Annotated in this window: 20 protein-coding genes and 1 tRNA gene; 11 read left to right on the forward strand and 10 right to left on the reverse strand. The window is 33.6% G+C overall.

Going from position 1 to position 24539, the window contains the following annotated elements:
- The first annotated feature begins 129 nt into the window (after positions 1 to 129).
- Positions 130 to 2133 (forward strand): S9 family peptidase, encoded by a 2004-nt coding sequence (locus AC6CHK_RS05305; RefSeq protein WP_498094250.1) that lies wholly within the window; start codon positions 130 to 132, stop codon positions 2131 to 2133.
- A 113-nt stretch (positions 2134 to 2246) separates the two neighbouring features.
- Here AC6CHK_RS05305 and AC6CHK_RS05310 read toward each other — a convergent pair whose 3' ends face one another.
- Genes AC6CHK_RS05310 through AC6CHK_RS05320 form a run of 3 tightly spaced genes read right to left on the reverse strand, consistent with a single transcriptional unit; the run spans position 2247 to position 4786 of the window.
- Positions 2247 to 3023: a peptidase associated/transthyretin-like domain-containing protein gene (locus AC6CHK_RS05310; protein WP_498094251.1), complete on the reverse strand. Its 777-nt coding sequence runs from the start codon at positions 3021 to 3023 to the stop codon at positions 2247 to 2249.
- Positions 3013 to 3840 carry a carboxypeptidase-like regulatory domain-containing protein gene (locus AC6CHK_RS05315; protein WP_498094253.1) on the reverse strand — a complete coding sequence of 276 codons (828 nt, stop codon included), beginning with the start codon at positions 3838 to 3840 and terminating at the stop codon, positions 3013 to 3015. The genes AC6CHK_RS05310 and AC6CHK_RS05315 overlap by 11 nt, the downstream gene beginning before the upstream one ends.
- A 16-nt stretch (positions 3841 to 3856) precedes the next feature.
- Positions 3857 to 4786, reverse strand: a complete 930-nt coding sequence (locus AC6CHK_RS05320) for a lanthionine synthetase LanC family protein (protein WP_498095115.1) — start codon at positions 4784 to 4786, stop codon at positions 3857 to 3859.
- A gap of 323 nt (positions 4787 to 5109) precedes the next feature.
- Here AC6CHK_RS05320 and AC6CHK_RS05325 point away from each other — a divergent pair, with 323 nt between their 5' ends.
- From AC6CHK_RS05325 to gcvP, 5 genes are all read left to right on the forward strand, one after another.
- On the forward strand, positions 5110 to 5664 hold the full coding sequence (locus AC6CHK_RS05325; RefSeq protein ID WP_498094255.1) for an RNA polymerase sigma factor: 555 nt from the start codon (positions 5110 to 5112) through the stop codon (positions 5662 to 5664).
- An 11-nt stretch (positions 5665 to 5675) separates the two neighbouring features.
- Positions 5676 to 6014: a hypothetical protein gene (locus AC6CHK_RS05330; protein WP_498094257.1), complete on the forward strand. Its 339-nt coding sequence runs from the start codon at positions 5676 to 5678 to the stop codon at positions 6012 to 6014.
- 164 nt (positions 6015 to 6178) lie between these two features.
- Positions 6179 to 6436, forward strand: coding sequence for a hypothetical protein (locus tag AC6CHK_RS05335; protein ID WP_498094259.1), 258 nt, complete (start codon positions 6179 to 6181; stop codon positions 6434 to 6436).
- Between the two features lie 351 nt (positions 6437 to 6787).
- Positions 6788 to 7435 (forward strand): J domain-containing protein, encoded by a 648-nt coding sequence (locus AC6CHK_RS05340; RefSeq protein ID WP_498095116.1) that lies wholly within the window; start codon positions 6788 to 6790, stop codon positions 7433 to 7435.
- Between the two features lie 409 nt (positions 7436 to 7844).
- Positions 7845 to 10703 carry an aminomethyl-transferring glycine dehydrogenase gene (gene gcvP, locus AC6CHK_RS05345; RefSeq protein ID WP_498094261.1) on the forward strand — a complete coding sequence of 953 codons (2859 nt, stop codon included), beginning with the start codon at positions 7845 to 7847 and terminating at the stop codon, positions 10701 to 10703.
- 57 nt (positions 10704 to 10760) lie between these two features.
- Here gcvP and AC6CHK_RS05350 read toward each other — a convergent pair whose 3' ends face one another.
- The 3 genes from AC6CHK_RS05350 to AC6CHK_RS05360 form a co-directional block, all read right to left on the reverse strand.
- Entirely contained in the window at positions 10761 to 10901 is a 141-nt protein-coding gene (locus tag AC6CHK_RS05350) for a hypothetical protein (RefSeq protein WP_498094263.1), read from the reverse strand.
- A gap of 144 nt (positions 10902 to 11045) precedes the next feature.
- The gene (locus AC6CHK_RS05355; protein ID WP_498094265.1) at positions 11046 to 11771 is read right to left on the reverse strand and encodes an AAA family ATPase; all 726 of its coding nucleotides are present in this window, start codon (positions 11769 to 11771) and stop codon (positions 11046 to 11048) included.
- Positions 11772 to 12395: 624 nt separating this feature from the next.
- Positions 12396 to 13130, reverse strand: coding sequence for a DNA-formamidopyrimidine glycosylase family protein (locus tag AC6CHK_RS05360; protein WP_498094267.1), 735 nt, complete (start codon positions 13128 to 13130; stop codon positions 12396 to 12398).
- A 71-nt stretch (positions 13131 to 13201) separates the two neighbouring features.
- Here AC6CHK_RS05360 and AC6CHK_RS05365 point away from each other — a divergent pair, with 71 nt between their 5' ends.
- Together AC6CHK_RS05365 and AC6CHK_RS05370 are read left to right on the forward strand one after the other, a co-directional pair.
- Complete coding sequence (locus tag AC6CHK_RS05365) at positions 13202 to 14557, forward strand: deoxyguanosinetriphosphate triphosphohydrolase (protein ID WP_498095117.1); 1356 nt, start codon at positions 13202 to 13204, stop codon at positions 14555 to 14557.
- 38 nt (positions 14558 to 14595) lie between these two features.
- Positions 14596 to 15534, forward strand: a complete 939-nt coding sequence (locus tag AC6CHK_RS05370) for an SPFH domain-containing protein (protein ID WP_498094269.1) — start codon at positions 14596 to 14598, stop codon at positions 15532 to 15534.
- A gap of 45 nt (positions 15535 to 15579) precedes the next feature.
- Here AC6CHK_RS05370 and AC6CHK_RS05375 read toward each other — a convergent pair whose 3' ends face one another.
- The 3 genes from AC6CHK_RS05375 to AC6CHK_RS05385 all read right to left on the reverse strand — a co-directional run bounded on the left by AC6CHK_RS05375 (position 15580) and on the right by AC6CHK_RS05385 (position 17992).
- Positions 15580 to 15867, reverse strand: a complete 288-nt coding sequence (locus AC6CHK_RS05375) for a DUF4377 domain-containing protein (RefSeq protein ID WP_498095118.1) — start codon at positions 15865 to 15867, stop codon at positions 15580 to 15582.
- A 61-nt stretch (positions 15868 to 15928) separates the two neighbouring features.
- On the reverse strand, positions 15929 to 16246 hold the full coding sequence (locus AC6CHK_RS05380) for an Mpo1-like protein (RefSeq protein ID WP_498094271.1): 318 nt from the start codon (positions 16244 to 16246) through the stop codon (positions 15929 to 15931).
- A gap of 69 nt (positions 16247 to 16315) precedes the next feature.
- Positions 16316 to 17992, reverse strand: a complete 1677-nt coding sequence (locus AC6CHK_RS05385) for an APC family permease (protein WP_498094273.1) — start codon at positions 17990 to 17992, stop codon at positions 16316 to 16318.
- 253 nt (positions 17993 to 18245) lie between these two features.
- Between AC6CHK_RS05385 and AC6CHK_RS05390 the strand changes: the two genes are divergently transcribed.
- The 3 genes from AC6CHK_RS05390 to AC6CHK_RS05400 all read left to right on the forward strand — a co-directional run bounded on the left by AC6CHK_RS05390 (position 18246) and on the right by AC6CHK_RS05400 (position 23203).
- Complete coding sequence (locus tag AC6CHK_RS05390; protein ID WP_498094275.1) at positions 18246 to 21209, forward strand: tetratricopeptide repeat protein; 2964 nt, start codon at positions 18246 to 18248, stop codon at positions 21207 to 21209.
- A 78-nt stretch (positions 21210 to 21287) separates the two neighbouring features.
- Positions 21288 to 23057 carry a TonB-dependent receptor gene (locus AC6CHK_RS05395; RefSeq protein ID WP_498094277.1) on the forward strand — a complete coding sequence of 590 codons (1770 nt, stop codon included), beginning with the start codon at positions 21288 to 21290 and terminating at the stop codon, positions 23055 to 23057.
- A gap of 69 nt (positions 23058 to 23126) precedes the next feature.
- Positions 23127 to 23203, forward strand: a tRNA-Arg gene (locus AC6CHK_RS05400).
- Positions 23204 to 23317: 114 nt separating this feature from the next.
- Here the strand turns inward: AC6CHK_RS05400 and AC6CHK_RS05405 are convergent.
- Entirely contained in the window at positions 23318 to 24319 is a 1002-nt protein-coding gene (locus AC6CHK_RS05405) for a hypothetical protein (protein ID WP_498094279.1), read from the reverse strand.
- Between the last annotated feature and the right edge of the window lie 220 nt (positions 24320 to 24539).

Here is a 24539-nt window from a genome sequence, read left to right on the forward strand (position 1 = left end):
CGTTTTTTTTGATTTTATTTTTTATAATCTGCAAAAAAGATGTAACGTTTTTATCTTCTTAAACGTCTTATTAATAAATGTTTATTTAATGTAAATAAATAATTCTGAACCAAATCTAAATATTGAATTATGAACTTTAATTACAAAATTTTAACCACCGCTTACTTCGTAATATCTGCAATGATGATCAACGCACAAAGTTCAGCAGCAAAATTGCCCGGCGATCCTACGTTAGTGTCTCCTAAAGTTACTTTAGACAAGCTTATTTCCTATGATAAAGGAGATTTTAAGTATAAAGTTGAAGATTATTTTGCAAGGCCAAAAGCTTCACAATTTAAAATTTCACCGGATGGGCAATATTTGTCTTACAAGGAAAAAGACAAAGACAAAAAAAATCATGTTTTTGTAAAAGACCTGAAATCCGGTACAATCACAAAAGCACTTGTTGAAAAAGATGATCTCATCAGAAGCTACGGCTGGCTCGATAAAAAGCGTCTCTTTTACACGCAAGATAAAGGTGGAAATGAAAATATTCACCTGTATGCCGCAGATATTGACGGGAAAAATCTTAAAGATCTGACGCCTTTTGAAGGCATTACTTTGGGAAGTGTAAGGTTAATAAAAGATACAGAATTTGTGATTGTTACCATGAATAAAAACAATAAACAAATTTTTGAGCCTTTTAAAATCAATTTTAATACAGGCGAAATCACACAATTGTATGAAAATAAGGATGTCAATAGTCCGATCGATGATTATCTTTTCGACAAAGACGGAAATTTGAGAGGCTACATTGTTCTTGAAAACGGACTGACGACAAAGACATATTACAAAGATGAAAAAACAAATAAATTCAATCTTTTAAAATCAACAGACTGGAAAGACACTTTCAGTATTATAAGATTTAATGACAATTCTAAAAACAATGATGAGGCGTATGTTGTGACCAATTTGGATAGTGACAAATCCAGAATTGTATTATACGATTTGAAGAAAAATGCTATTATTAAAGAAGTTTATTCCAACCCGACTTTTGATGTAAGTTCAATAAGTGTTGCCGGAAAAAACAGAAATTATGAGCTTGATTACATAAGCTACAACGGAATTAAAAATGAGACAATTCCTGTAAGTAAGTTTTATAAAGAAGTTTATGACAAATTAAAATCTGAATTTGGTGACAAACAGTTTTATGTAGCTTCTTCGGACGATAATGATTCTAAGCTTTTAATTGTAGTTAATAGTGATAAATTGTATGGTAAATATTATGAATATGATGCCAAAACAAAAAACATAAAGCTACTTTTCGATTTAATGCCTCAACTAAAAGAAGAAGATATGGCGGAAATGCGCCCGATCGAATTCAAAAGCAGAGATGGATTGACGATTCACGGTTATATCACATTACCTAAAGCTGCTTTGGAAGGTAAAAAAGTTCCACTGATTGTAAATCCTCACGGCGGGCCTCAAGGAATCAGGGACGATTGGGGATTCAATCCCGAAACTCAGTTGTTTGCAAGCAGAGGATATGCTACATTGCAGGTCAACTTTAGGATTTCAGGAGGCTATGGTAAAGAATTTCAAACCTCGGGTTACAAGCAGATCGGCAGAAAAGCAATGGATGATGTGGAAGATGGAGTGAAATATGCAATACAACAAGGCTGGATCGATAAAGATAAAGTTGCCATTTATGGAGGAAGCCACGGAGGTTATGCAACATTGATGGGCTTAATTAAAACTCCGGATTTATATTCTTGTGGGGTTGATTACGTTGGCGTTTCAAATATCTTCACGTTTTTCGATTCTTTTCCGGAATATTGGAAGCCGTATAAAGAAATGGTAAAGCAAATATGGTACGATTTAGATAATCCTGAAGAAGCAAAAATTGCGAAAGAAGTTTCCCCGGTTTTCCAGATTGATAAGATTAAAAAACCATTATTTGTAGTTCAGGGAGCCAATGATCCAAGAGTGAATATCAATGAATCTGATCAAATCGTAAAAGCATTGAGAAACAAAGGTTTTGAAGTTCCTTATATGGTAAAATACGACGAAGGACACGGATTTGGAAAAGAGCCCAATAGAATTGAATTGTATAAATACATGCTTGGATTCTTTGCTGAAAATTTCAATAAATAATTATCATATTTATATTTAAAACAACGGAGAGTAATTTTTGCTTTCCGTTTTTTTTCTTGCTTTAGGCTATACTTTATTATGAAAAGTAGCTTTTTGATTAAGTTTAGCAAATATCATAACTTTTTATTTAATCTTGTACTAAACAAATCAATAGAGTTATTCAATTCAAAACGAACTTTCTCTATTTTATTTGATTTTATGCTTGAAAGTATATTAGGATTAGTTTGAATGGCAAATTCTAAAAATTCACCTATTTTCTCTTCTGAAATTTTAAATTTCACAAAATAATCATCTTCAATTCTTTCTCTAATCCATTTAACCTTTTCTTGTAAATCTTGATATCTGTACAAAGATTTCATTCTTCTAGCATCACCACTAATTAGTTTATATAAAGCATCGACTTTTATTGATCCGAATAAAAGAGGTACAATAACATCATTGCTTACTGTAGGCACTCTTTCCCTTTGGACTCCTTTGAGTTTTGGAAGCCCAATTTCTTTTTCTAATTTTTCTTTAGAATTATCAATTTTGATCCGTTTGGAATCCGTTAGCAAATTGCCTGAAAGATTATTTAGTCTTACTTCTTCTATTTCAAAAGGCTTCTTTATAAGTAAAACTTTTAAAGGAAATGAATTACCAATTTTTTCGGATTTTCTTTCATATCCCTCTTTAATAAATCTAAGTTCTTCACTAAGATTTCCTTCAATATTAAATTTTCCTTCCGAATCGGTATAAGTATTTTTTTGATTGGCAATATTATAGACTAATACATTACTAATAGAAAAACCATCTTCTGATAAGACTGTGCCATTGACAAAAGATTGAGCATATACTGTTTTTGCAATACATAAAAATATAAAACAAAAGAAAATGAGATATTTATTTTTCAACTTTTACATCAATATTAATAGCAGGAGAAGCTATTGTTGATTTTTCCCAACTGCCATAGTATTTTCTTTTAAATACAGTTTTAAAGAACGCTCCGCTAATGAAAATATGTCCTTTAAAAAAATTCATAAATTGTATGCTAACAAAAAAATCACTATTCACATAAATATCGTTATCACTCACATCAAGAGTAAATGTATTATTTACAATTGAATCCTTTGTTATAACCGCTGTAATATCCTTGTATAGATCAGATTGATTAGGAATGCCATTTTTTTTATCATACACATTGATTCTCAGCCTAACAGGTACATCTGTTTGAAAATCAGCGATATTCAAGTTTATTTTTTGAATCTTTAACTTTTTGTTGTTTAAAAATTTAATTGCCAATTCACGAGATTGCTCTTCTTTTTCCTTTTTTCTTTCAGGATATGTAGCAAACAAAATTTTCTTCGATTTAGAGTCTACTCCCCAATGCTTATCTTTAAATTGTTTAGTGGTAATAACAACTTCTGCAATATCCCTTATTTTCTCTTTTAAAAGAATATTATGACTGCTATTTTGTAAAAAGCTATTAATTGATACTGAAAATTTTTCAAAACCTCCAACATGTACATTTAAGTTTAAATCTTTATTTACATTACTTAAATCAAGTGTGTAATTACCATTTTCATCAGCAATAGTGCCGTTTTCTTCACTACTAATACCAATCCTTGCATAAGGAACAGGATTATTGTCGTATTGGGATAATACCTTGCCTGTTATTGTTTGTGCATTTAAAAATACACAAAGAAAGAAAGAGAAAAAACAAATTTCCATAAATTTTACTATTTAATTATATCATAAAAATATCTTCCCAGCTATTGTCTTGCTTTTCATTTATGATACTGAGTAATGCAAGTCCGATACCACAAAATCCTGTTATTAATCCAATATCAGGTGCGTATTTATATTTATTTTCATAAAAAATATAGCTATAAAAAGATTCTAAGTCTGTTTGTTTAACCAACTCATCCCTCCAATATTTTTCCGTAACATCATACTTATTTAAGGATTCATTTATTTTTTTATATAAATAGAAAACTCCTGATGTAGCATGACAAAACCCTTTATCATTAATACTTGAATTTTCATCAGAAACTTTTCGATCTAATGTTTTAAGCAAAATAATTTCTCCTTCTTCTTGAATATATTCATTATCAACGTTTTTTCCAAAAGTAATTAAAGAATGGGCTACGCTCAAATCTCCATAACACCAAGCTAATCGTGATCCAATGTGATTTGTATCGGAAGTATTGTCTATTTTAATTTTGCTTGGAAAATAGCAATAATCATTTTTGTTATTCTTTTGAGAAAGAAGCCAATTTACACTCCGCTCACCTAATTCTTCTGCTTTTTCATATTTTGTTTGCGAGTAAGTCTTTCCTAAGAAGGATATTATGGAAGGGATTCCATGAGCTAAACCTAAATTTATGGTAGTACTATCATATTTATCTACCCAAAAAACTCCGTTTTCATCTTTTTGAGCAATTTCTTCTAAAGAATCTACAAAAAAATTAAGTTGATGATTATTTTTAGATAGTCCCATTTTAGATTTTTGCAAAAAATAAACAGCATATCCTAAAAAGCCATAGAATAAATCATAGTTTCCATTTTCTTTTTCGAGCAATGTACTTTTTATAAAAAATTCATCGAAAAAATCTACAAGATCTGAGTCTAGTTCGAAGACTCCATGCTTACATAAATATAAATAGAACCAAACAATTTCAACCTAGTTAAAAATCAACTAGAATTAGGAAATTAATTTATATGACTAAGTGACATTTCTGAAATGTAATATGTAGTTGAGTCCAATATATCATTTAAATACTCTGTGGTATAAAGGTTCATCATACATAAATTTCAATAAATTCAATGGCTAATTCAATCGCAGCTTTGAATTTTTGCAGTTATTTCAGGTTATCACAATACTTTAAAACTCGATAAATAAAAGAAAAGCCGAATTTCCGGAAAATATTTTTAAATTTATTAAAGTAAAATAAAAAGACCGATCGTCATAGCAATATGGAGATTGTCGAAAAAATAACAATGCCGCAAAAGGAAAAAGAGAATATCATCTCGCAAACCGTATCCAGCTATGGTGGCAAACTGATGTCTTTTATTCGTCCAAAGGTGAAAAATACCGAGGATGCAGAAGATATTTTGCAGGAAGTTTGGTATCAGTTCAGCAGTCTTACCAATCTTTCCGAAATTGTAAACGTTGGCGGCTGGCTGTACAGAGTTACAGCCAATAAAATCACCGACAAATACCGTAAAAAGAAAACCGAAAATCTTGAAGATTTTGTTTATGAAGATGAAGACGGAAGCTTTTCTATCAAAGATATTTTGCTGTTGGATGAAAGTGCCGGTCCGGAAATAAAAATGTTTCAGGATGAAATTTGGAAAAAACTTTTTGAAGCATTAGAAGAACTTCCCGAGAAACAGAGATCTGCATACGTCGAAAACGAATTAAATGACAAGACGCTCCAGGAAATAGCAGATGAACAAGGCGAAAATATAAAAACTATCATCAGCAGAAAAAATTATGCGGTAAAGCACTTGAGAATAAGATTGAAACAATTGTACGAAGATTTAAATAGTTAGAAAAAAAGATCATGAATAATAAATATAAAAAAAGATGGGCACTTTTATTTTTGTGTCCGCCATTGATTTTCTTAGCCGTTACATGGATCGTCATGATGCTTTGGAATTGCATTCTTCCTGAAGTTTTAGGAGTAAAAGCCATTACATTTTGGCAGGCAATGGGAATATTGGTTTTAAGTAAAATCCTTTTTGGTGGTTTTCACGGGAAGTTCGGACAAGGTGTTCGCAATATGAAGGAAAAGCATATGCAACATAAAATGGATGGAATGACGCCTGAAGAAAAAGAAAAATTCAAGGAAGTATGGCGAAAAAAATGCGCCGGCGGATTCTTCAACAGAAACAACGAATAATTAAAACTTTAGAAATCGCTGTGATTTAAGAATGTATTTTTGACATCTTAGTGTGGCGATTGCATATGACCTTAAAAAAAATAAAAAAGCCATATGAATTAGTAAAGTAAGTTTAAAATTGATTCGTCAATATAAAAAAGTAGTAAAATTTAAAATTTAAGAAAATGAAAAATTCAGTATTAAAAGGTGTTTTAGGAGCACTTGCCGTTGCCGGAGTTGCAATGGTCGCCAAAAAAGTCATTGAAAGAAAAAGATTCGTAAAAGGTATTTTTGAAGAATACGGAATCAAAGAAAGATCACCATTCGGATTAGCTGACAAGATCAGAGAAATGGATGAAGAGAAATATCAGGAATTGAAAGGAAAGCTTAAGACAGAATTTGCGTCGAAATGCTGCAAGAAAGATAATTTTTACGAAGCATAATCTTTCGATAACTAAATTTAAAATTGTTAATTCGGCGCGGAAAGCTTTGCTTTCCGCGCCGAATTTTTAATACATTACTAATAGATTGGAAGTCTGTAACGTAGTTCAGAAGCGACGAACAATCTCTTCTAATATTCCTCAAGCCACAAAGTCTGGCATCATGAAAGGATCTTAACAACGTAATCCATAAATGATAGTAAGATTCAAAAAAACTCCTCTTTGCTGAGTGAAACGCCTAAGTGAACTAAAAATATTTTCAATAATTAAAAAAATCTTAGCGACCTTTGCGTTAAGAGAGATTGCTTCACTTTGTTCGCAATGACAAAAATTCTTATTTTTGCATCGTTAGACATGAAAGATTATTACTATTTTCTCGGTATTTCTCCCGATGCTTCAGAAGAAGACATCAAAAAAGCGTACAGAAAGTTGTCTTTAAAATACCATCCGGATAAAAATGATAATGACGACTTTTTTGCAGATCGCTTTCGTGAGATTCAGGAAGCCTATGAAATACTTAACGACAAAAGTAAAAGGATAACTTACGACCAGAATTTAGAAAATCATCAGAAAAGTTTCAGATACAATATTCCGCCTGCTATTAAAACTTTTACAGCAAATAAAATTCATGCAAAAAAGGGCGAGGAAATCATTATCAACTGGCAGACAAATAATGCCGATGTAGTGAAAGTTTTGCCTTTCGGTCTGGAAAAACCTTATGGTGAAAGGATTTTTAAAATTACTGAATTTAAGGATGGTAAATTTCAGCTTTTGCTTCATGCAACCAATTCGCTTTTGCATAAAACGGTTGTTCAGGGCATCACAATTACTGAAGTTTTTGAAACTGAATCAGAAAAGTTCAGAGATAAAGCGGAAGAACTGTTCAGGCCGCAGCCGAAACCTTTTATCAACCCGAAAGGAAAACCTAAAATATTCAGAATAATTTTGGCAATATTATTTTTAGCTTTAGCAATATATTTTTTAATCAGCAATTTAAACTGATTTCTTAAAAACCTAAAAACTAAAGACTTATTAAGCCATTTTTTTTCTTCCCGGACACTTTTTACACCTTTTGCCTTTCTTGAATTTTTTACAACAGGATTTTTTTTCACAAAACATTTCTTCATTATTTAAAGAGTATGCAGGTGATAAAGCCGGTACCTTGAATGGAACAATCATATTCATGTTGCAAATATATTAATTTAGAATAAATATAATTAATAAAATTTAAAAATTATTTATTTGTTGATTATCAAATGGTTTACAACAATTTTAAATAATAAAATTTGACGGTTGACGAAATAAAGATATTGACGAAAGAGAAATTTACATGATTTTTTAGCTGTTGCGCAATCGCTCAAAAAATTGTAATTTTACCAATCTTTTTTTACAAACAAAATCTAATATAAAAATGAATACAGAACAGTTTGTGAGCCGTCACATTTCCCTTAATGAAGCCGATAAACAGGCGATGTTGGAAAGAGTTGGCGTTTCAAGTATTGAAGAGCTAATTTCTCAGACAATCCCATCTTCTATCCGTTTAGAGAAGGATCTTGAAATATCAGAGCCTCTTTCAGAATACGAAATGCTTAATCATTCGAAAGAATTGGCATCCAAAAATGCTGACTTTACGAATTATATTGGTTTTGGATACCATCATACGCTTTTACCGTCGGCAATTCAAAGAAATATCTTTGAAAACCCGAGCTGGTATACAGCTTATACGCCTTATCAGGCGGAGATTGCTCAGGGAAGACTTGAGGCTTTGCTCAATTATCAGACTGTGGTTTGCGATCTTACAGGTTTTGGTTTGGCAAATGCTTCTTTGCTGGACGAATCTACTGCTGCTGCTGAAGCAATGCACATGTTTTTCAACAACAGAACTAAAGATCAGAAGAAAGGAGGCGCCAATAAGTTCTTTGTTTCGGAATTGGTTTTACCACAAACAGTTTCTGTACTTAAAACTAAAGCTGAAGGATTGGAAATTGAAATCGTAATCGGTGATCATGCAGCTCATCAGTTTGACGAAACTTATTATGGTGTTTTATTGCAATATCCGGGTAAAAACGGAATTGTTTTAGATTATACGGAAAATATTGTTGAATATAAAAAGCTTGATCTTCAGGTTGTTGTAGCTTGTGATCCAATGGCTTTGGTTAAATTAAAATCACCTGCTTCAATGGGAGCGGATTGTGCGGTTGGGACTTCACAAAGATTCGGAGTTCCGATGGGTTACGGTGGTCCTCACGCAGCATTTTTCTCTTGTAAAGAAGATTATAAAAGAGATATTCCGGGAAGGATCATCGGGGTTTCTCAGGATATGTACGGAAAACGTGCATTAAGAATGGCTTTGCAAACAAGAGAACAGCATATTAAAAGAGAAAGAGCAACGTCAAATATTTGTACAGCTCAGGTTCTTTTGGCGGTAATGGCAGGAATGTACGCTGTTTATCACGGCCCGAAAGGATTAAATTATATTGCCGATCAAATCCATTTTAAAGCAAATGCTTTGAAAGGCGGACTGAAAGCTTTAGGCTACAATACGGTTGAAGAGCCGATTTTCGACACTGTGAAAATTGCTTTAGATGAAGACGAAAAAGCAAGATTAATGAGAATGATGAAAGATCATAAAATTAATCTGAATTATTTCACGGAAGGTTTTGTAAGCATTGCGATCAATGAAAGTACGACTTTAGAAAAGCTGAACGAATTGATGACTTCGTTTGCTCAGTTTAATGACAAGCAGGCTTTCAAATTAGAATTAAAAGAAGGATACAGCATTCCAGAAGAATTGTTGAGAAAAGACGAAATTCTTACAGAAGAAGTATTCAACAAATACCATACAGAAACGGAATTGATGCGTTACATCAAGCGTTTGGAAAGAAAAGATTTATCATTGACGCATTCAATGATTTCTCTGGGTTCTTGTACAATGAAGCTGAATGCTGCGACTCAAATGTTACCTCTTTCTTGGGGCGAGTGGGGAAGTGTGCATCCTTTTGTGCCGGTGGATCAGGCAAAAGGCTATCTTGAAATGATTACGGAACTTGAAAAAGATTTAGCAGAAATTACAGGTTTTGCAGGAACTTCTTTACAGCCGAATTCCGGAGCTCAGGGAGAATATGCCGGATTAATGGTGATCAGAGAATATCACAAATCCAGAGGTGAGGCGCACAGAAATGTGGTTTTGATTCCTCAGTCTGCACACGGAACGAATCCTGCTTCCGCAGCAATGGCAGGAATGAAAATTGTTGTTGTGAAAAATCTTGAAAGCGGAGAAATTGATTTTGAAGATTTCAAAGCTAAAACAGAGCAACATTCTGAGAATTTATCTTGTGTGATGATTACTTATCCGTCAACTTACGGATTCTTTGATGCCAACATTAAAGAAATTACAAAATTGGTTCACGAGCATGGCGGCCAGGTTTATATGGACGGAGCAAATATGAATGCTCAGGTAGGATTTACAAGTCCTGGAAACATCGGAGCAGACGTTTGCCACCTAAACTTACATAAAACTTTTGCAATTCCTCACGGCGGCGGTGGTCCCGGAGTTGGTCCCATCTGTGTGGCAAAACATTTGGTTCCGTTCCTTCCAACCAACGCAAATATCAAAATTGGTTCAAAAGAAGCTATTGAAGGGATTTCGGCTGCACCTTACGGTTCAGGTTTGATCTTGAATATTTCTTACGCTTACATCAAAATGTTGGGAACTTCAGGCTTGAAAAAAGCAACTGAACATGCGATATTGAATGCTAATTATTTGAAAGAAATTTTAGCCGAGCATTTCCCTATTTTATATTCAAATACAGAAGGAAGAGTTGCGCACGAATGTATTGTAGATTTCCGTCAGTTTAAATCTTTAGGAATTGAAGTTGCTGATATTGCCAAAAGATTGATGGATTACGGTTTCCATGCACCAACGGTTTCTTTCCCGGTTGCAGGAACTTTGATGATCGAGCCTACAGAATCTGAAAGCAAGGCTGAAATTGATCGTTTTGCAGAAGCTTTAATTGCTATCAAGCAAGAAATTGACGAGATCGCAAACGGTGAAGCAGATCCTTCAAACAACGTATTGAAAAACGCTCCGCATACCGAGCAATTGGTTATTTCTGATTCTTGGGATAAACCATACAGCAGAGAGAAAGCAGCGTATCCGTTGCATTGGGTGAGAGATCACAAATTCTTCGCGTCTGTTTCAAGGGTGGATGAAGCTTATGGAGACAGAAACTTGGTTTGTACTTGTGAGCCGATCGAAGCTTATATGTAAATAAAAAGTTATTCAAAAATAATTAAATACCTCTCAAAAATTTGAGAGGTATTTTTTTTACTTTTTCTTAGTTCTGTAAGCTACGAAAAGTATCACTCCATCAGTAACACCGGTAATCATTAATGTTGTTTTCATCGTTTCTCTGCTGTTGCTTGCTTCAGGTTTTTTGTCACAAGAAAATAAGAATAATGCTGTCATTAGTAGACAGCCAGATAGTAGTTTTTTTATCATAAGCTTATTTCTATTTAAAAAAAATAATCAAAAAATATGCCAGAGATAATATATTTTATAAATAGTGTTAATGTTAAAAATGAAATTAATTGTCGTTAGTTTACAGAAACCTTAGCAATTATCTGCAGTTTGCTTAGTTTCTTCAAGCTTTCTAATCAAATTTCCCTTCACAGTTGTGAGCGCAAAATCTTTGGCTTGTGCAAAAGAAATGTCATATTTCCTTTCAATATCAATCAAGTCTCCAGGAAATTTATTTAAAAGATTATCATAAAAAGTATCCAAAAAATCATTCGAAGGCATTTTGTAATTTATTTTCAGCTGAAAACGTCTAAGCAAGGCGGTATCAATTATTTCAGAATGATTTGTAGCACAAAGTAAAAGCGCATTTTGCGGATAATAATCAATCAGCTGAATAAGCGTATTTACCAATCTTCTCATTTCACCCACATCTTTATCGTCGCTGCCTCTTGCTTTCCCGATTTGATCCAGCTCATCCAGAAATAAAACCGATTTTTCTCTGGAAGCTTTATCAAAAATCATTTTGACATTTTGTGAAGTTTCGCCAATTCGGAACGAAATGATATTGCTTAAATTAAGAATGATGATATTTTTGCCTAAAGCGTTTGCAATTGCTTTTGCAGTCATCGTTTTTCCGCATCCTGAGCTTCCTTCGAGAAGTATTTTATTGTTTACAGGAAGACCGTATTCCTGAAGCTCTTTAATGTAATTATGTTCTTTAATGAGCTGTACGAGCTGTTCTTTATTCTGAGACTCAAGAAATATATCACTAAGTTTTACTTCTTCTTTATCCTGAATGATAAGATTGTACAGATTCATAATGCTGAGAATTTAATTAAATAGGCAAAGATAAAAATTTAGAAATCTTTATATGTTTACAAATACAAAAGCCGAACAATGAAGTCCGGCAATTATATATTAAAATTGTTGTTTTAATGAATGTTTACGGTGATTATTTGACTTTTTTCTATGCAAAAAGATGCTCAAAGCCAAATAATATTTAGCTGATAAATATGTTTTATAAGCGATATTTTTATTTCAGATAATTAGTTACCTTCTCTTTTTGCTGTTGCTAAATAAGAAGTTACAAGAATTGCACAAGTTGCGATACCAATATAAGCGATCATATTATTGAATTTTTAATTATTGTGATTATTATTATGAATTATTCAATTGCAAAACTACGTGTTTAAATTGAACTGTCAAACAAAATAAATATGATGTATATCAGTGTGTTAAGCGTTTATTAAGCTGTTTTTGGATTGGTTTTAATTAAAAAATTATAACTAATTTTGTCGATATTGTAGTTAATTAAATTATTTTATTCGTAAAAAATTATTAATATGTTAACTTTTTCGTATTTTATATTGTGTAGTTGATAATACCAATAAATAAAAAAATGGCTTGCATAACAATTGTAAATAGCAAGAAATTGAATGAAATTTAATATAGTTTTTGATCTTTTTCACAATAAAAACTTCGCCTTTTGCCAAGACCTGTATGTTTCTTGATAAATTTTTGTCCGCATTTTGGGCAAATTGTCTTTGTATGAGCCAGCCAATGCTTTTTAAGAACAAACTCACGCTTCCATTGTAAGAATTCAAAACTGTAGTTTCGGGCTTCTGCAATCAATTCTTTCAATTTTTTTTGAGGTAAATTTCCAATGAGGCTTTCAGGATGTACACCAATTCTGAAAAGAACTTCATTTTTGATGATATTTCCCACACCCGAAAAAATATCCTGATTCATCAAAGCATCACAAACCATCATTTTAGGATTTGATTTTAACTTTTTTTCAGTTTTTTTAGGATCCCAGCCGTCACTCATTACATCGGCTTCCCAATCTATTGTAGACAAGAATTCTGCATCGACCAGCTTCACGGAAGAAGTATAGAAAAACATTCCGCCATCTTTAAAATGTAATGCCAAGCGGAGACTTTTGTCAGGTTTCGTTTGCTCATCAACGCTATAAGAACCAAACATTAGCAGATGGATTCTCACACTTATTTCGTCAAAAACAAGATAAGTCTGTTTTCCGAAAGTTCGGATTTCAAGTAAAGTTTTTCCAATCAGCGGTTCTTTTTCGAACTTTGCGTTTCCTTCAGCATTGATCACCTTTTTGCCGACAAAATTTTGCAGACTTTCTTTCATTAATATGATGGAGGGACCTTCAGGCATGACTTCGATTTTCAACAAAAGTTCAAATATTATTCCTTTAAAAGTAAAATTTGAATTAATTTTGGAAAATGATGAATTTAAACCAGATTTTCACCAATCAGCGCACAGGAAATAATCCACAAACTTTAGCTTCACGTACCGATTTTCAGAGAGATTTTGACAGAATTATCTTTTCGTCCGCTTTCAGAAGATTACAAAATAAAACTCAGGTTTTTCCGCTTCCGGGAAGTGTTTTTGTGCACAATAGACTGACGCATTCGCTGGAAGTTTCTTCTGTCGGAAGAAGTTTGGGAAGCATTATTGGTGAATTTATTTTTGAGCAAAACCAAAACGACCTTACGGAAGATGCCAAAAGTTTTTATCAGCACAATTTAGGAAATGTAATTGCAGCTGCATGTCTTTGTCACGACGTAGGAAATCCTGCATTCGGACATTCCGGGGAAGATGCGATTGCCAGTTATTTTGAAAAAAACGAAAATGATTTAAAGCCAAAATTTTCAGATAAAGAATGGGCAGACTTGGTCAATTTTGAAGGAAATGCCAATGCAGTCCGTGTTTTGTCGCATCAGCAACAAGGGAAAGATCTCGGCGGCGTGCAGCTTACTTTTTCCACTTTGTCTGCTATTGCAAAATATCCGTGTGAAGCTATTGCCAGAAAAAAAGGAATTCTTCACCGAAAAAAGTTTGGTTTTTTTCAGAATGAAAAAGAAACTTTTCTTCAGATCGCAAAAGCCACCAATATGATTTCGGAAAGCGAAGAACCACATATTTTTAAAAGACATCCTTTTGTCTGGCTGGTGGAAGCGGCAGACGATATTTGCTATAATATTATAGATATGGAAGATGCTCACAGATTGGGGATTGTTTCCACGGCAGAATGCGAAAATCTGTTTTTTGAGCTCGTGAAATCTGAAACCAACGATATTAAAAGAGTTAAAGACAAACTTTCCGCTATTTCAAATGATAACGAAAGAATTTCTTATCTGCGCGCAAAGGTAATCAATGCATTAATCAATAAATCTATTGAAATTTATAAACAGAATTTTGACAAAATTTTGTCTGGCCAATTGGACAAAGCGCTATTGGATATTTACAGGGATGAAAACAATTCTTTAAAAGATATTGAAAGCTTTTCCATAGAAAAAATTTACAATCATAAAGCAGTTGTAGAAATAGAAAACGCCGGATATAATGTAATGTACGAATTGCTTAATCATTTTATACCTTCTGTTTTAAAATCAAAAGAAGAGCGGAAATCTTATGATAAAATGGCTTTAAAGCTACTTCCGAAACAATTCGTTTATGAAGAAGGAAGTGATTACCAGAAAACATTGGGTGTGATAGATTTCGTATCCGGAATGACGGATAATTACGCAACCGATCTTTACCGAAAAATAAAAGGAATTGATATAGGAATGACAATGTAAAAACGTAAATTTGTGTATTATCAAAAAACAAAATAACTATGATCTATTTAGGAATTTTAGTCTTTTTCGGACTTGTCACATTATTTGCTTCTTTTTTTACAGTAAAACAAGAATCTGCAGCTGTGGTAGAAAGATTGGGTAAATTTTTAAAAGTAAGCCACGCCGGTTTGCATTTAAAAATTCCGTTTTTGGATCAAATCTCCAAACGTCTGAATCTTAGAATTCAGCAATTGGATGTTATCATTGATACCAAAACGTTGGATAATGTTTTTATAAAAATGAAAGTTTCTGTTCAGTATCAGGTGATCAGAGAAAATGTAAAAGACGCTTATTATCGTTTGGAAAATCCTGAAAATCAAATTACATCGTACGTTTTTGATGTTGTGCGTGCTGAAGTTCCAAAAACAAAATTAGACGATGTTTTCGTAAGAAAAGATGATATCGCAATCGCGGTAAAAAGCGAATTGCAGGAAGCAATGCAAAGTTATGGTTATGATATTATCAAAGCTTTAGTCACCGATATTGATCCTGATGAGCAGGTAAAACACGCAATGAACAGAATCAACGCTGCAGAACGTGAAAAAACCGCCGCAGAATACGAATCTGAAGCCCAAAGAATACGAATTGTTGCTGTTGCAAAAGCTGAAGCAGAATCTAAAAAGCTTCAGGGACAAGGGATTGCGGATCAAAGAAGAGAGATTGCAAAAGGATTGGAAGAATCTGTAAAAATGCTAAATGCCGCCAATATCAACGCGCAGGAGGCTTCTGCTTTAATCGTAGTTACGCAACATTACGACACGCTGAATTCTATTGGAGCCAATAACAGAAGCAATTTGGTTTTACTTCCCAACTCGCCAACTGCTGCAAGCTCAATGCTGAATGATTTAGTCGTTTCAATGGCAGCAACACAGAAAATGGATGAATACAGTAAAGCTCAATTACCTGAACTTCCCAAAAATAGAGGTCATCAGGAATAATTTTTTAAAATACGAATCCCTTTCAAAAACTTGAAAGGGATTTTTTTATTTTTTCGTTTTTGAAACCTGTTTTACCAAAGTATATTTTATGGATGATGCATCGGCAGGCGGATTGGCTATTTTTTCAGTTTTCACCTTTAAAATATATTCGTAGCCGGGCTCATAAGTGAATCCTTCAATATTGCTGTAAAAATTTTGCCAGCTTTCAGATTCTTTTTCTTTCACCTGAAGGCATTTCATTGGCGCAACTCCTGTGCAATCAACGGTTTGTGAAGCGACGATAAATGTTTTGGCATCTGCTGAAGAATCCGGCATAGATTTGCATTGCGTCATCACAAAGAGAAATCCTGCTGAAATAGCGACGTTTGTTATTTTTAAAATATTTTTCATACTATTATTTATTTCCGTTAAATTTCTGTTTTCCAATTAAAAGTTCAAAAAAAAGCTTAAAATCTGACATTAAAGACCAAAGCGGATACTTAAAAGTTGCAGGCTTGTTTCGTTCAATAAAAGCATGACTCAGCCAAGCAAAACCATATCCGAAAATCGGTATGTACCACAAAAACCTTTCTTTTCTGGTGTATATCACAAATGCAACGACAAAGAAGACAAACAAAATCCCGAGAAAATGGAAAATTCTTGTTCCTAATTTACGATGCTCGCTCAGATAAAATTCATAAAATTCGCTGTAAGTTTTTATTCTTTCAGGCATGGCTTTATAGTTTAAGTTCCCTGAAGAACAGCAAGCAATAATTTCGCCAATATTTTAAAGAAAATTCAATTACACTTTATTTTCTCGTAATTTACTGTTTCTATAACCGTAGCAGAAATAAATAATTAAGCCTAAAGCAAACCAAAGTCCGAACCAAAACCAATTGTCGTGGCTCATTCCGGTCAATAAATAAAGGCAAGAGCTTAAACCGATTAATGGAATTAATGATAAGTTTTTAATAAATGTTAAAACACAAAGTCCTAAATTAATAATGATAAAAAAGAAAATTGAAGCTCTGAATTCACCTTCCGTTGGATCATCCCAATCCATCAGTTGATCAAAGAAATTGGGCTGGAAATAATAGAAACCAACTAAACTTCCAATGAAAATAACTGGAAATATAATTTTACCATTAATATAAGGAAGGTGGAATCTGCCTTTGATTTTATCTTTTGCGGGAAGCATCAAAACTCCTGCACAAACCAAAACAAAAGCAAAAATAGTCCCGATGCTCGTAAAGTCCAAAATGAAGCTTTTATCCGTAAATAAAATAGGAATTCCAACAACGACTCCTGTAATAATAGTTGCAAACGAAGGTGTTTTATATTTCGGATGAACTTCCTGAAACTTTTTTGGCATCAGTCCGTCACGGCTCATCGCGTACCAGATTCTTGGCTGCCCCATCTGGAAAACCAATAAAACGGTTGTAATGGCAACAATAGCGACAAAAGAAACAATAAGTTCCATCCACGCAACGTTGGCGTTTGTTTTTTCAAATATAAAAGAAAGCGGATCACCAACGCCATCGAATTTTCTGTAATCAACCATTCCTGTTAAAACCAGCGTCAAAACAATATAAACAACTGTACACAAAATAAGGGAAAAAATCATTCCTTTTGGTAAGGTTTTCTGAGGATCTTTGGTTTCTTCAGAAAGTACGCTTAAAGCATCAAAACCTATATACGCAAAGAAAACCCCGGAAACTGCGCTCATTACTCCGGCAAAACCATTTGGCATGAATGAAGTAACTCCTGTTTCAGGATTTAGAGGAGTCCAGTTATCTGTATTTACGTAAGAAAATCCGACTAAAATAACCAAAACAATTACGGCCAATTTCAGAATAACTAAAGAATTGTTGAAGTTTTTACTTTCCTTTACCCCGATATAACAAAGCCATGTGATCAATCCGTTGATAACCAATGCGGGAATATCTACAATGAATTTTAAACTTCCCAATAAAGGCGCAGAATTCCATGCGTTGATCAATTCCTTGTTTTCAGACCCGTTGATAAAAGCTTTTTTTGCTTCGGTGTAGCTGCACGTTAAATATTCCGGAATATGCATATCCAGCCTTCCCAAAAAGCTCGTGAAGTAATCTGACCAGGAAAAGGCAACATAAATATTTCCAAAAGAATATTCCATAATCAAAGCCCAGCCGATAATCCAGGCGATCAATTCACCAAAACTTGCATATGCATAAGTATAAGCCGAACCGGCTGTAGGGATTCTGCTTGCAAATTCTGCGTAACAAAGCGCAGTAAAACCACAGGCAAAGCCACAAATTAAATAAAGTAAAATAACGCCGGGACCGCCTCGAAAAACGGCTTCGCCAAGACTGCTGAAGCTTCCGGCTCCGATAATTGCGGCAATACCAAAAAATACGATATCCCAAACGCCTAAAACTCTTAAAAGATTGGTAGAAGTATCTGTTTCTGAATAGTTTTTTCTTTTAAAAAGTTGATTCATTCAATGTTTATATATAAGTTGAAAAAAACAAATGTAATTATTTCTTTCAAATATTTAATATTTTCTTAACGGTTCTTTCAAAAAAGTTAAGAAGTATTAAAAAATAATCCACATATTAACAATGTGTTAAAACGCTTGTTTATACAATATCTTTTCAATATTTTCGTTGATAATTTGTGGATAACTATTATCTGGAATTTAAAATAATAAGTCGCTATCGACGGGACTTTTCAATTTTAAAATTTGATCATTAATGAAATCAAAAAAAATACTTTTAGCAGCTGCTGTATTCTATTTCGGAGTTTCCGAAGCGCAGCAGTCTCAATACTTTGCTCAAAAAGAAAACTACAGGTCCAACCTTGCCGAAAATCTTTATCAGACCAAAATTTACAATGCTTCTCAATACGAATACGCAAGACAATATTTTTATAATCAAAATTTGTCTCAGTCCAAAAAAGAAGCAGCGCAGTTTTTTGATAACGTAATCGGAATTATCCTTCAGAAAAATCATGCTGAAGAAGGTTTGACAGCTTTTATGAAAGAGTATCCGAATTCTGCATATTTCGCGCAGGCCAATTTGCCTTTAGCTGATTATTATCTGGCTAAAAAAGATTTTGAAAAGGCCTTGGAAACTTTGAAAAAAGTCAATCAATATCAATTGACAAAAGAAGAAAATACACAATATATTCTGAAGCTCGGCTATGCAAAATTTATGTTGGGTGATTCCAAAGGAGCAATTGATGCGCTGGAAGAAGCCCACAAAACAGCGGACGAATCTCAGAAAGGTGATATTGCTTACATGCTGGGCCATCTTTATTATACCAATAAGCAGAATGATCAGGCTTTCCAGTATTTTGATTCCGTAAAAGATCAGCCGAAATTTTCAAAGTTGGTGCGTCCGTATTATGTGCAGATGTATTATAATGATAAAGATTATGATAAAGCAATTTCTGAAGGAACGGCTTTACTGAATGAAGATATTTCAGAATCTTACAAAGCTGAAGTGCACAAAATCATTGGTGAAAGTTATTTTATGAAAAATGATTACGATTCTGCATATCCGCATTTGAAAGATTATTTGAGTGTACAGCAAAACCCTTCGGAAAACGATTTGTATGAAATGGGATTTGTAGCCGCTCAGCTCAAAAAATATGATGAAGCGGTTTCTTATTACAACCGGTTGATTAACAGCAATTCGGCTTTGGCGCAAAATGCTTATTACCAGCTTGGAAATGCTTATTTGGCAGTTGATAAAAAACAGGAAGCGCTTTCGGCATTCAGATCGTCTTATCAGATGGATTATGATGCCAATGTAAAAAAACTGGCGCATGAGCAATATGCGAAATTAGGTTACGATATCGGAAATCCTTTTGAAAGCCCAACAACGGTGATTCAGAATTATATTACAGAAAATCCGACCGGAGCCAAATATGCAGAAATGAGATCTCTTTTGGTGAAATCTTATTTATATTCCGGAAACTTTAAAGAAACTTTGAATGCGATCGACAAATTGCCAAATTCAACTCCTGAAACCGATAAAGTAGATCAGGAAGTTTCTTATTTATTGGGAACGGAAGAATTCAACAAAGGTAATTTTGATGAAGCTGAAAGATATTTTTTACGAAGCTTAGAATTTAATATCAATAAAGAATTTAACAGCAGAGCTTTGTATTGGCTTGGTCAGACATATTACCAGAAAGGAAATTATCCTTCTGCAATTGTGCGTTACGAAAGGATTCTTAACGAAAATTTCCCTGAAAAACAGCAATTGCCTTACGATTTGGGATATGCTTATTTTAAATCTAAAAAGTTTGATCAGGCTGAAACTTATTTCAAACAATATCTTACGAATCCGAAAACTGAATTTAAAAATGATGCAGAACTTCGTTTAGCAGATATTTATTATGCAAATAATGATTTGAACGAAGCGATTGAAATTTACGATAAAAACGAAGAAGCGACAGATTATACTTTATACCAAAAAGCGATGGCTTTAGGATTTAAAGGCGATCAGGCAGCGAAAATCAACAGTTTAAAATCATTAATTTCAAAATATCCTGCTTCCGAATATCAGGATGATGCAGAATACGAAATCGGTTCTGCTTATGCAGCGCAGGACGACTTTGCCAATTCGAATGATTATTTGTCGAAAGTTATTAAATCTTCTCCGGACAAGGATTTGGTGGCTGATGCATCTATTTTCAGAGCACAAAATTATATTTATCAAAATCAAAACGATAAAGCTTTATCTGAATTAAGATCTTTGGGCGAGCAATATAAAAATACACTATACGCACAGAAAATCGTACAGGCTGCAAAACCTGTTTTCACGAAAAATGGTGATGTTTCAGGATATGCAGATTTCGCCAGAAATATAGGCGTAAATATTGATGCCGCCGAAATTGACGAAATCAACTTATCAACCGGTAAGCAATATTTTGTAAAGAAAGATTATCAAAATGCTATTTCTTATTACGAAAAATATTTAACGCAAAACCCAACAGGAGAAGGGCTTTATCAGGCTAAATACGAGTTGGGAGAAAGCTATTATCAAACCAATAATCCTACAAAAGCATTGCTTGTTTTACAGGAAGTTGCTGATGTGCAGAATGATTATCAGGACGATGCACAAACTCGTGTGGCTCAGATTTTTATTGCTCAGGGAAATTCTGCCGAAGCTAAAAAATATTTGGAAAATATCAGAAATTCTTCGAATATCAACGTAAGAAACTACGCAAACATAGAATTGATGAAAATGTATGCGGAAGAAAAGGATTTTTCACAAGCTGAAAAATTGGCTGATGCCGTAATCGCAAACAATAAAAACTCTGCAGCCGTTATTGAAACTGCAAAAGTAATCAAGGCAAGAAGCTTAATGAATTCCGGGAAAGATAAAGACGCTCAAACGGCTTATTCTTCACTTGAAAAATCGTCCAACACCGAAGTTGCAGCAGAAGCTTTATATGCAAAAGCATTCTATCAAAACAAAGGAAAAGCTTATAAATCTTCCAACGAAACGATCTTCAAATTGGCCAATAATTATGCATCCGAAGATTATTGGGGCGCAAAAGCATTGGTTTTGATGGCTAAAAATTATATTGGCCTAAAAGATAATTATCAGGCAAGTTATACGCTTGATCAAATCATTGTGAACTATGCAGATTTCCCAGAAATTGTAGCAGAAGCGAAGGAAGTGAAAAAACAAATTAAGAAATAAAATGTACTGTCGTATTTATGTAAAACGTATATGATTTGATCATTAATACTTTTTACTTTATACATTAATACAACATATATGAACAAGAAAATTCAAGTATTATCTATATTATTTTTGGGAATTTCGTCTGTAGCGTTTTCCCAGATCAAAGAAGAAAAGCTGATTCTTAATAAAAAAAGAGAACCGGAAGTAAAAAAAATCGAGAAGAAAAAAACTTCTGTGGAAATCATCAAAAATTATCCGCCGGAAGAAAAATCTGCCAATCCTGTACAATATAATATTACGGATGTGCCTGCGGTTTCAGATTTTAAAACTTCTACCATTCAGGGTGAAGATGTGACGCCAAAATTTGACGGAACGGCCCAAAACAACTATTTTCAGTTCGGAATGGGTAATTACGGAAAGATTTTAGCCGATGCCAATATTTCAAAAACTTTGGAAAACAAAATTGAAGTCGGAGCAGATGTTCATGTGCTTTCCACAAAAGGTTTGAAGAAAGATTATGCCTGGGATTCTGATCAGAATTCTGCAACTTTAGGTGCTTTTCTAAATTCATATGGTGAAAAAGGAAAAGTAAATGTAAATGCCGAATATGGTTTGAATAACTATAATTATTATGGTGTTTATGCGCTTTCAACGGCTGCTGATGTAGATTTGCAACAGAAAGTAAATCAGTTTAAGGTAAACGGTTATTATGATTTTTATTCTAATGAAATTTTGAATGATGTAAGAGTAAAATCTTCATTCTTAAAAGATCATTTTAAAAGCAAGGAAAATCAGGTTTCTATTTTGGCTAATTTATCGAAGCATGCAGTTGAGCTTTCAAAAAGCGGAATTGTAATGAACGCTGATTTGGGAGTTGGTTTGGAAACCGTACAAACTGATTTTGCGATCAGAGACGAGAATTCGGCGACTTTTTTTAATACCAATTTGTCTCCGAAACTTACTTTTGCAAAAGGTGATTCATATTTAATGATCGGATCTTCGTTTGCTTTTTTAAATGCTAAAAATTCTAGTTTATTGATGGCCGAGGAAATGAAATCTAATAAAACATATTGGTTTCCACAGGCAGAATTTCAGTTTGCAGCAGCAAAAGAATTTAAGTTTTATGGTGGAGTAGACGGCGGATTAAAGCTGAATACTTACGGCGAACTTCTTCAGGAAAATCCTTTTTTAGTTTCTGACCAAATGTTGAGACCAACTGAAACTAAATATCATTTTTATGCAGGTTTAAGAGGCGATATCGACGAAACTTTTAAGTATGATTTTTCGGCAGGCTTCGGCAAAATGCGAAATATAATGTTTTATAAAGGCAATGATCTTTTCAATAACGAATTTACTTTAGATCGTCCGGCTTATGATTTTGCCAATACATTTTCTGCAGTTTATGACGATGGAAATGTGAGTGATATCAAAGGAAGCGTGCAGTATTTTCCTTTAGAAAACCTGATTTTGGATGGTGAAGTGAGATTTATTAAGTATGATTTAAAGAATTATGAAAATATTTATAACGTGCCATTACTTACAGGAAGCATTGGCGCAAAATATACGATGTTTGAGAAAAAATTGTCTTTAGGTTTCAAAGGAATCTTCGCAAGTGACAGAACAACAAACTCTTACTCAATAGAATCTGTTGCAAATCCTGCAATTGTTTTCCAGTCTACAGAAGATACGAATGATAAAGTTGGAGGATATGCAGATTTAAACTTATCAGCAGAGTACAAAATTCACAAAAATTTCAGTATTTTCGCACTCGGAAACAATCTTCTAAGCTCAAAATATCAAACGTACAAAGGCTATAAAGTTCTTGGTGCACAGATTTTGGGAGGTGTGAAGATTACATTCTAAAATATAAGTAATGGGCAATTGGTAATAAGCAATATTTAAAATCACTTATTACCAATTATTCATAAACTTGGCTGCGTAGTTCAACTGGATAGAATATCAGATTTCGGCTCTGAGGGTTGGGGGTTCGAATCCCTCCGCGGTCACCACGTTTAAGAAAATGATCTCAAAAAGAAATAATTTCTTCATCGAACATAACTTAAAAAAGCAGTATTTATTTTAAAAGTACTGCTTTTTTTTAGGTATTATAAAGATAACTAAGCTTAATTATCTAATGATCCATCCTGAACTCTTGCAATATAGTAGGCAACATAACCGGAACCTGAATTACAATTGATACTTACATCAAGTTTTGGATTTTTGCTTGACGCAGAATAGCTTAATACATTTTTCGAATCTGTTTTATTAGCCGCATCTTCCGATGTAGAACCAATTTCGCAAAAGCAGTTATTATCTACATATATGCTGGTTAAAGGACATTCAGTGCCAAAATTGACATCGTAATTTCCATTGCCACCAGAATAAGTAAATCCATATTGAGTCCCGATTAAGGCATCATCTCTTTTATCTGTCTGAACAATACCTGCGTAAACATATTTGCCGGCCCCGGGAATAGGTTCAGCGATGTTTATTGCCGCCGATATAAAAGGCGTATAACCTACCGGTTTGCCATGAACATTGTAATCATCTTTCCATGTCAACTGGCTGCTTGTTTCGTTGAGAACTAAAATAAAACAGCAGGCAGGTTTAAGCATAAAATAAATAATAGGAATAATTACCGCTACAATCGCAACCGCTATCAGCGTTACAAGACCGGCAACGGTAACTGCTGTTACTCCTGCGGCAACAGCAACAGCTGTAACCATCCCTGCCGCAATGCCTGTGCCAAATGCTGCTCCGGCGACTGAACCTATTGCGGTAAGACCACCTCCTATAAGTGTTGCAACAGTTTGGCCAACACTGAAACTAGGCTGTATTACCTGCGCTTGATTTAGCATCGCTGTAACATACACTTTAATATTTGATCCTGTTGCGTTCGTCAAATTAGTATATTGTTGAGGTGTAAGAGCCAATGCAGGAAAACCTGTCGGATCGTCACCTTCTGCAAGATAAGGTTGAGCTTTAGCAAAGGCATCAGCTTTGATTTTTTCATACGTATCTTTTAATTGCTGCTCAGTTTTACATGATTCCAGTTGATTATAATAATCAGGAAATGCTGTGCTAAAAGATGTTTTGAAATTGATTAGTTCGGCTTTTGTAAACATTTTTCTTAATTTTTAGTTTTCCTACTCATAAGGCTTTTCGGATTCCGCCATTTTGTGATTGATATAAATTGTTGTCAATTCATACTTCAAAGTAATGGACAATAACCAATTAAGAATAGCGTAAAAACAACCATTTTTTTGCTTACGTATTTTTACTTAATAATGCTTTATTAATAAATAGTTAAAGAATAATCAGTAAAAAGAAACTGTTTATCTAATA

This window comes from Chryseobacterium sp. GQ58 (assembly GCF_059758895.1).

Excerpts from the sequence above, each read along its gene's own strand:
- AC6CHK_RS05305 (WP_498094250.1), top strand. The coding sequence starts at position 130 with ATGAACTTTAATTACAAAATTTTAACCACCGCTTACTTCGTAATATCT.
- AC6CHK_RS05395 (WP_498094277.1), top strand. The coding sequence starts at position 21,288 with ATGAACAAGAAAATTCAAGTATTATCTATATTATTTTTGGGAATTTCG.
- AC6CHK_RS05340 (WP_498095116.1), top strand. The coding sequence starts at position 6,788 with ATGAAAGATTATTACTATTTTCTCGGTATTTCTCCCGATGCTTCAGAA.
- AC6CHK_RS05375 (WP_498095118.1), bottom strand. The coding sequence starts at position 15,867 with ATGACGCAATGCAAATCTATGCCGGATTCTTCAGCAGATGCCAAAACA.
- AC6CHK_RS05385 (WP_498094273.1), bottom strand. The coding sequence starts at position 17,992 with ATGAATCAACTTTTTAAAAGAAAAAACTATTCAGAAACAGATACTTCT.
- AC6CHK_RS05330 (WP_498094257.1), top strand. The coding sequence starts at position 5,676 with ATGAATAATAAATATAAAAAAAGATGGGCACTTTTATTTTTGTGTCCG.
- AC6CHK_RS05335 (WP_498094259.1), top strand. The coding sequence starts at position 6,179 with ATGAAAAATTCAGTATTAAAAGGTGTTTTAGGAGCACTTGCCGTTGCC.
- AC6CHK_RS05325 (WP_498094255.1), top strand. The coding sequence starts at position 5,110 with ATGCCGCAAAAGGAAAAAGAGAATATCATCTCGCAAACCGTATCCAGC.
- AC6CHK_RS05370 (WP_498094269.1), top strand. The coding sequence starts at position 14,596 with ATGATCTATTTAGGAATTTTAGTCTTTTTCGGACTTGTCACATTATTT.
- AC6CHK_RS05355 (WP_498094265.1), bottom strand. The coding sequence starts at position 11,771 with ATGAATCTGTACAATCTTATCATTCAGGATAAAGAAGAAGTAAAACTT.
- AC6CHK_RS05390 (WP_498094275.1), top strand. The coding sequence starts at position 18,246 with ATGAAATCAAAAAAAATACTTTTAGCAGCTGCTGTATTCTATTTCGGA.
- AC6CHK_RS05365 (WP_498095117.1), top strand. The coding sequence starts at position 13,202 with ATGAATTTAAACCAGATTTTCACCAATCAGCGCACAGGAAATAATCCA.
- AC6CHK_RS05315 (WP_498094253.1), bottom strand. The coding sequence starts at position 3,840 with ATGGAAATTTGTTTTTTCTCTTTCTTTCTTTGTGTATTTTTAAATGCA.
- AC6CHK_RS05360 (WP_498094267.1), bottom strand. The coding sequence starts at position 13,130 with ATGCCTGAAGGTCCCTCCATCATATTAATGAAAGAAAGTCTGCAAAAT.
- AC6CHK_RS05350 (WP_498094263.1), bottom strand. The coding sequence starts at position 10,901 with ATGACAGCATTATTCTTATTTTCTTGTGACAAAAAACCTGAAGCAAGC.
- AC6CHK_RS05380 (WP_498094271.1), bottom strand. The coding sequence starts at position 16,246 with ATGCCTGAAAGAATAAAAACTTACAGCGAATTTTATGAATTTTATCTG.
- gcvP (WP_498094261.1), top strand. The coding sequence starts at position 7,845 with ATGAATACAGAACAGTTTGTGAGCCGTCACATTTCCCTTAATGAAGCC.
- AC6CHK_RS05405 (WP_498094279.1), bottom strand. The coding sequence starts at position 24,319 with ATGTTTACAAAAGCCGAACTAATCAATTTCAAAACATCTTTTAGCACA.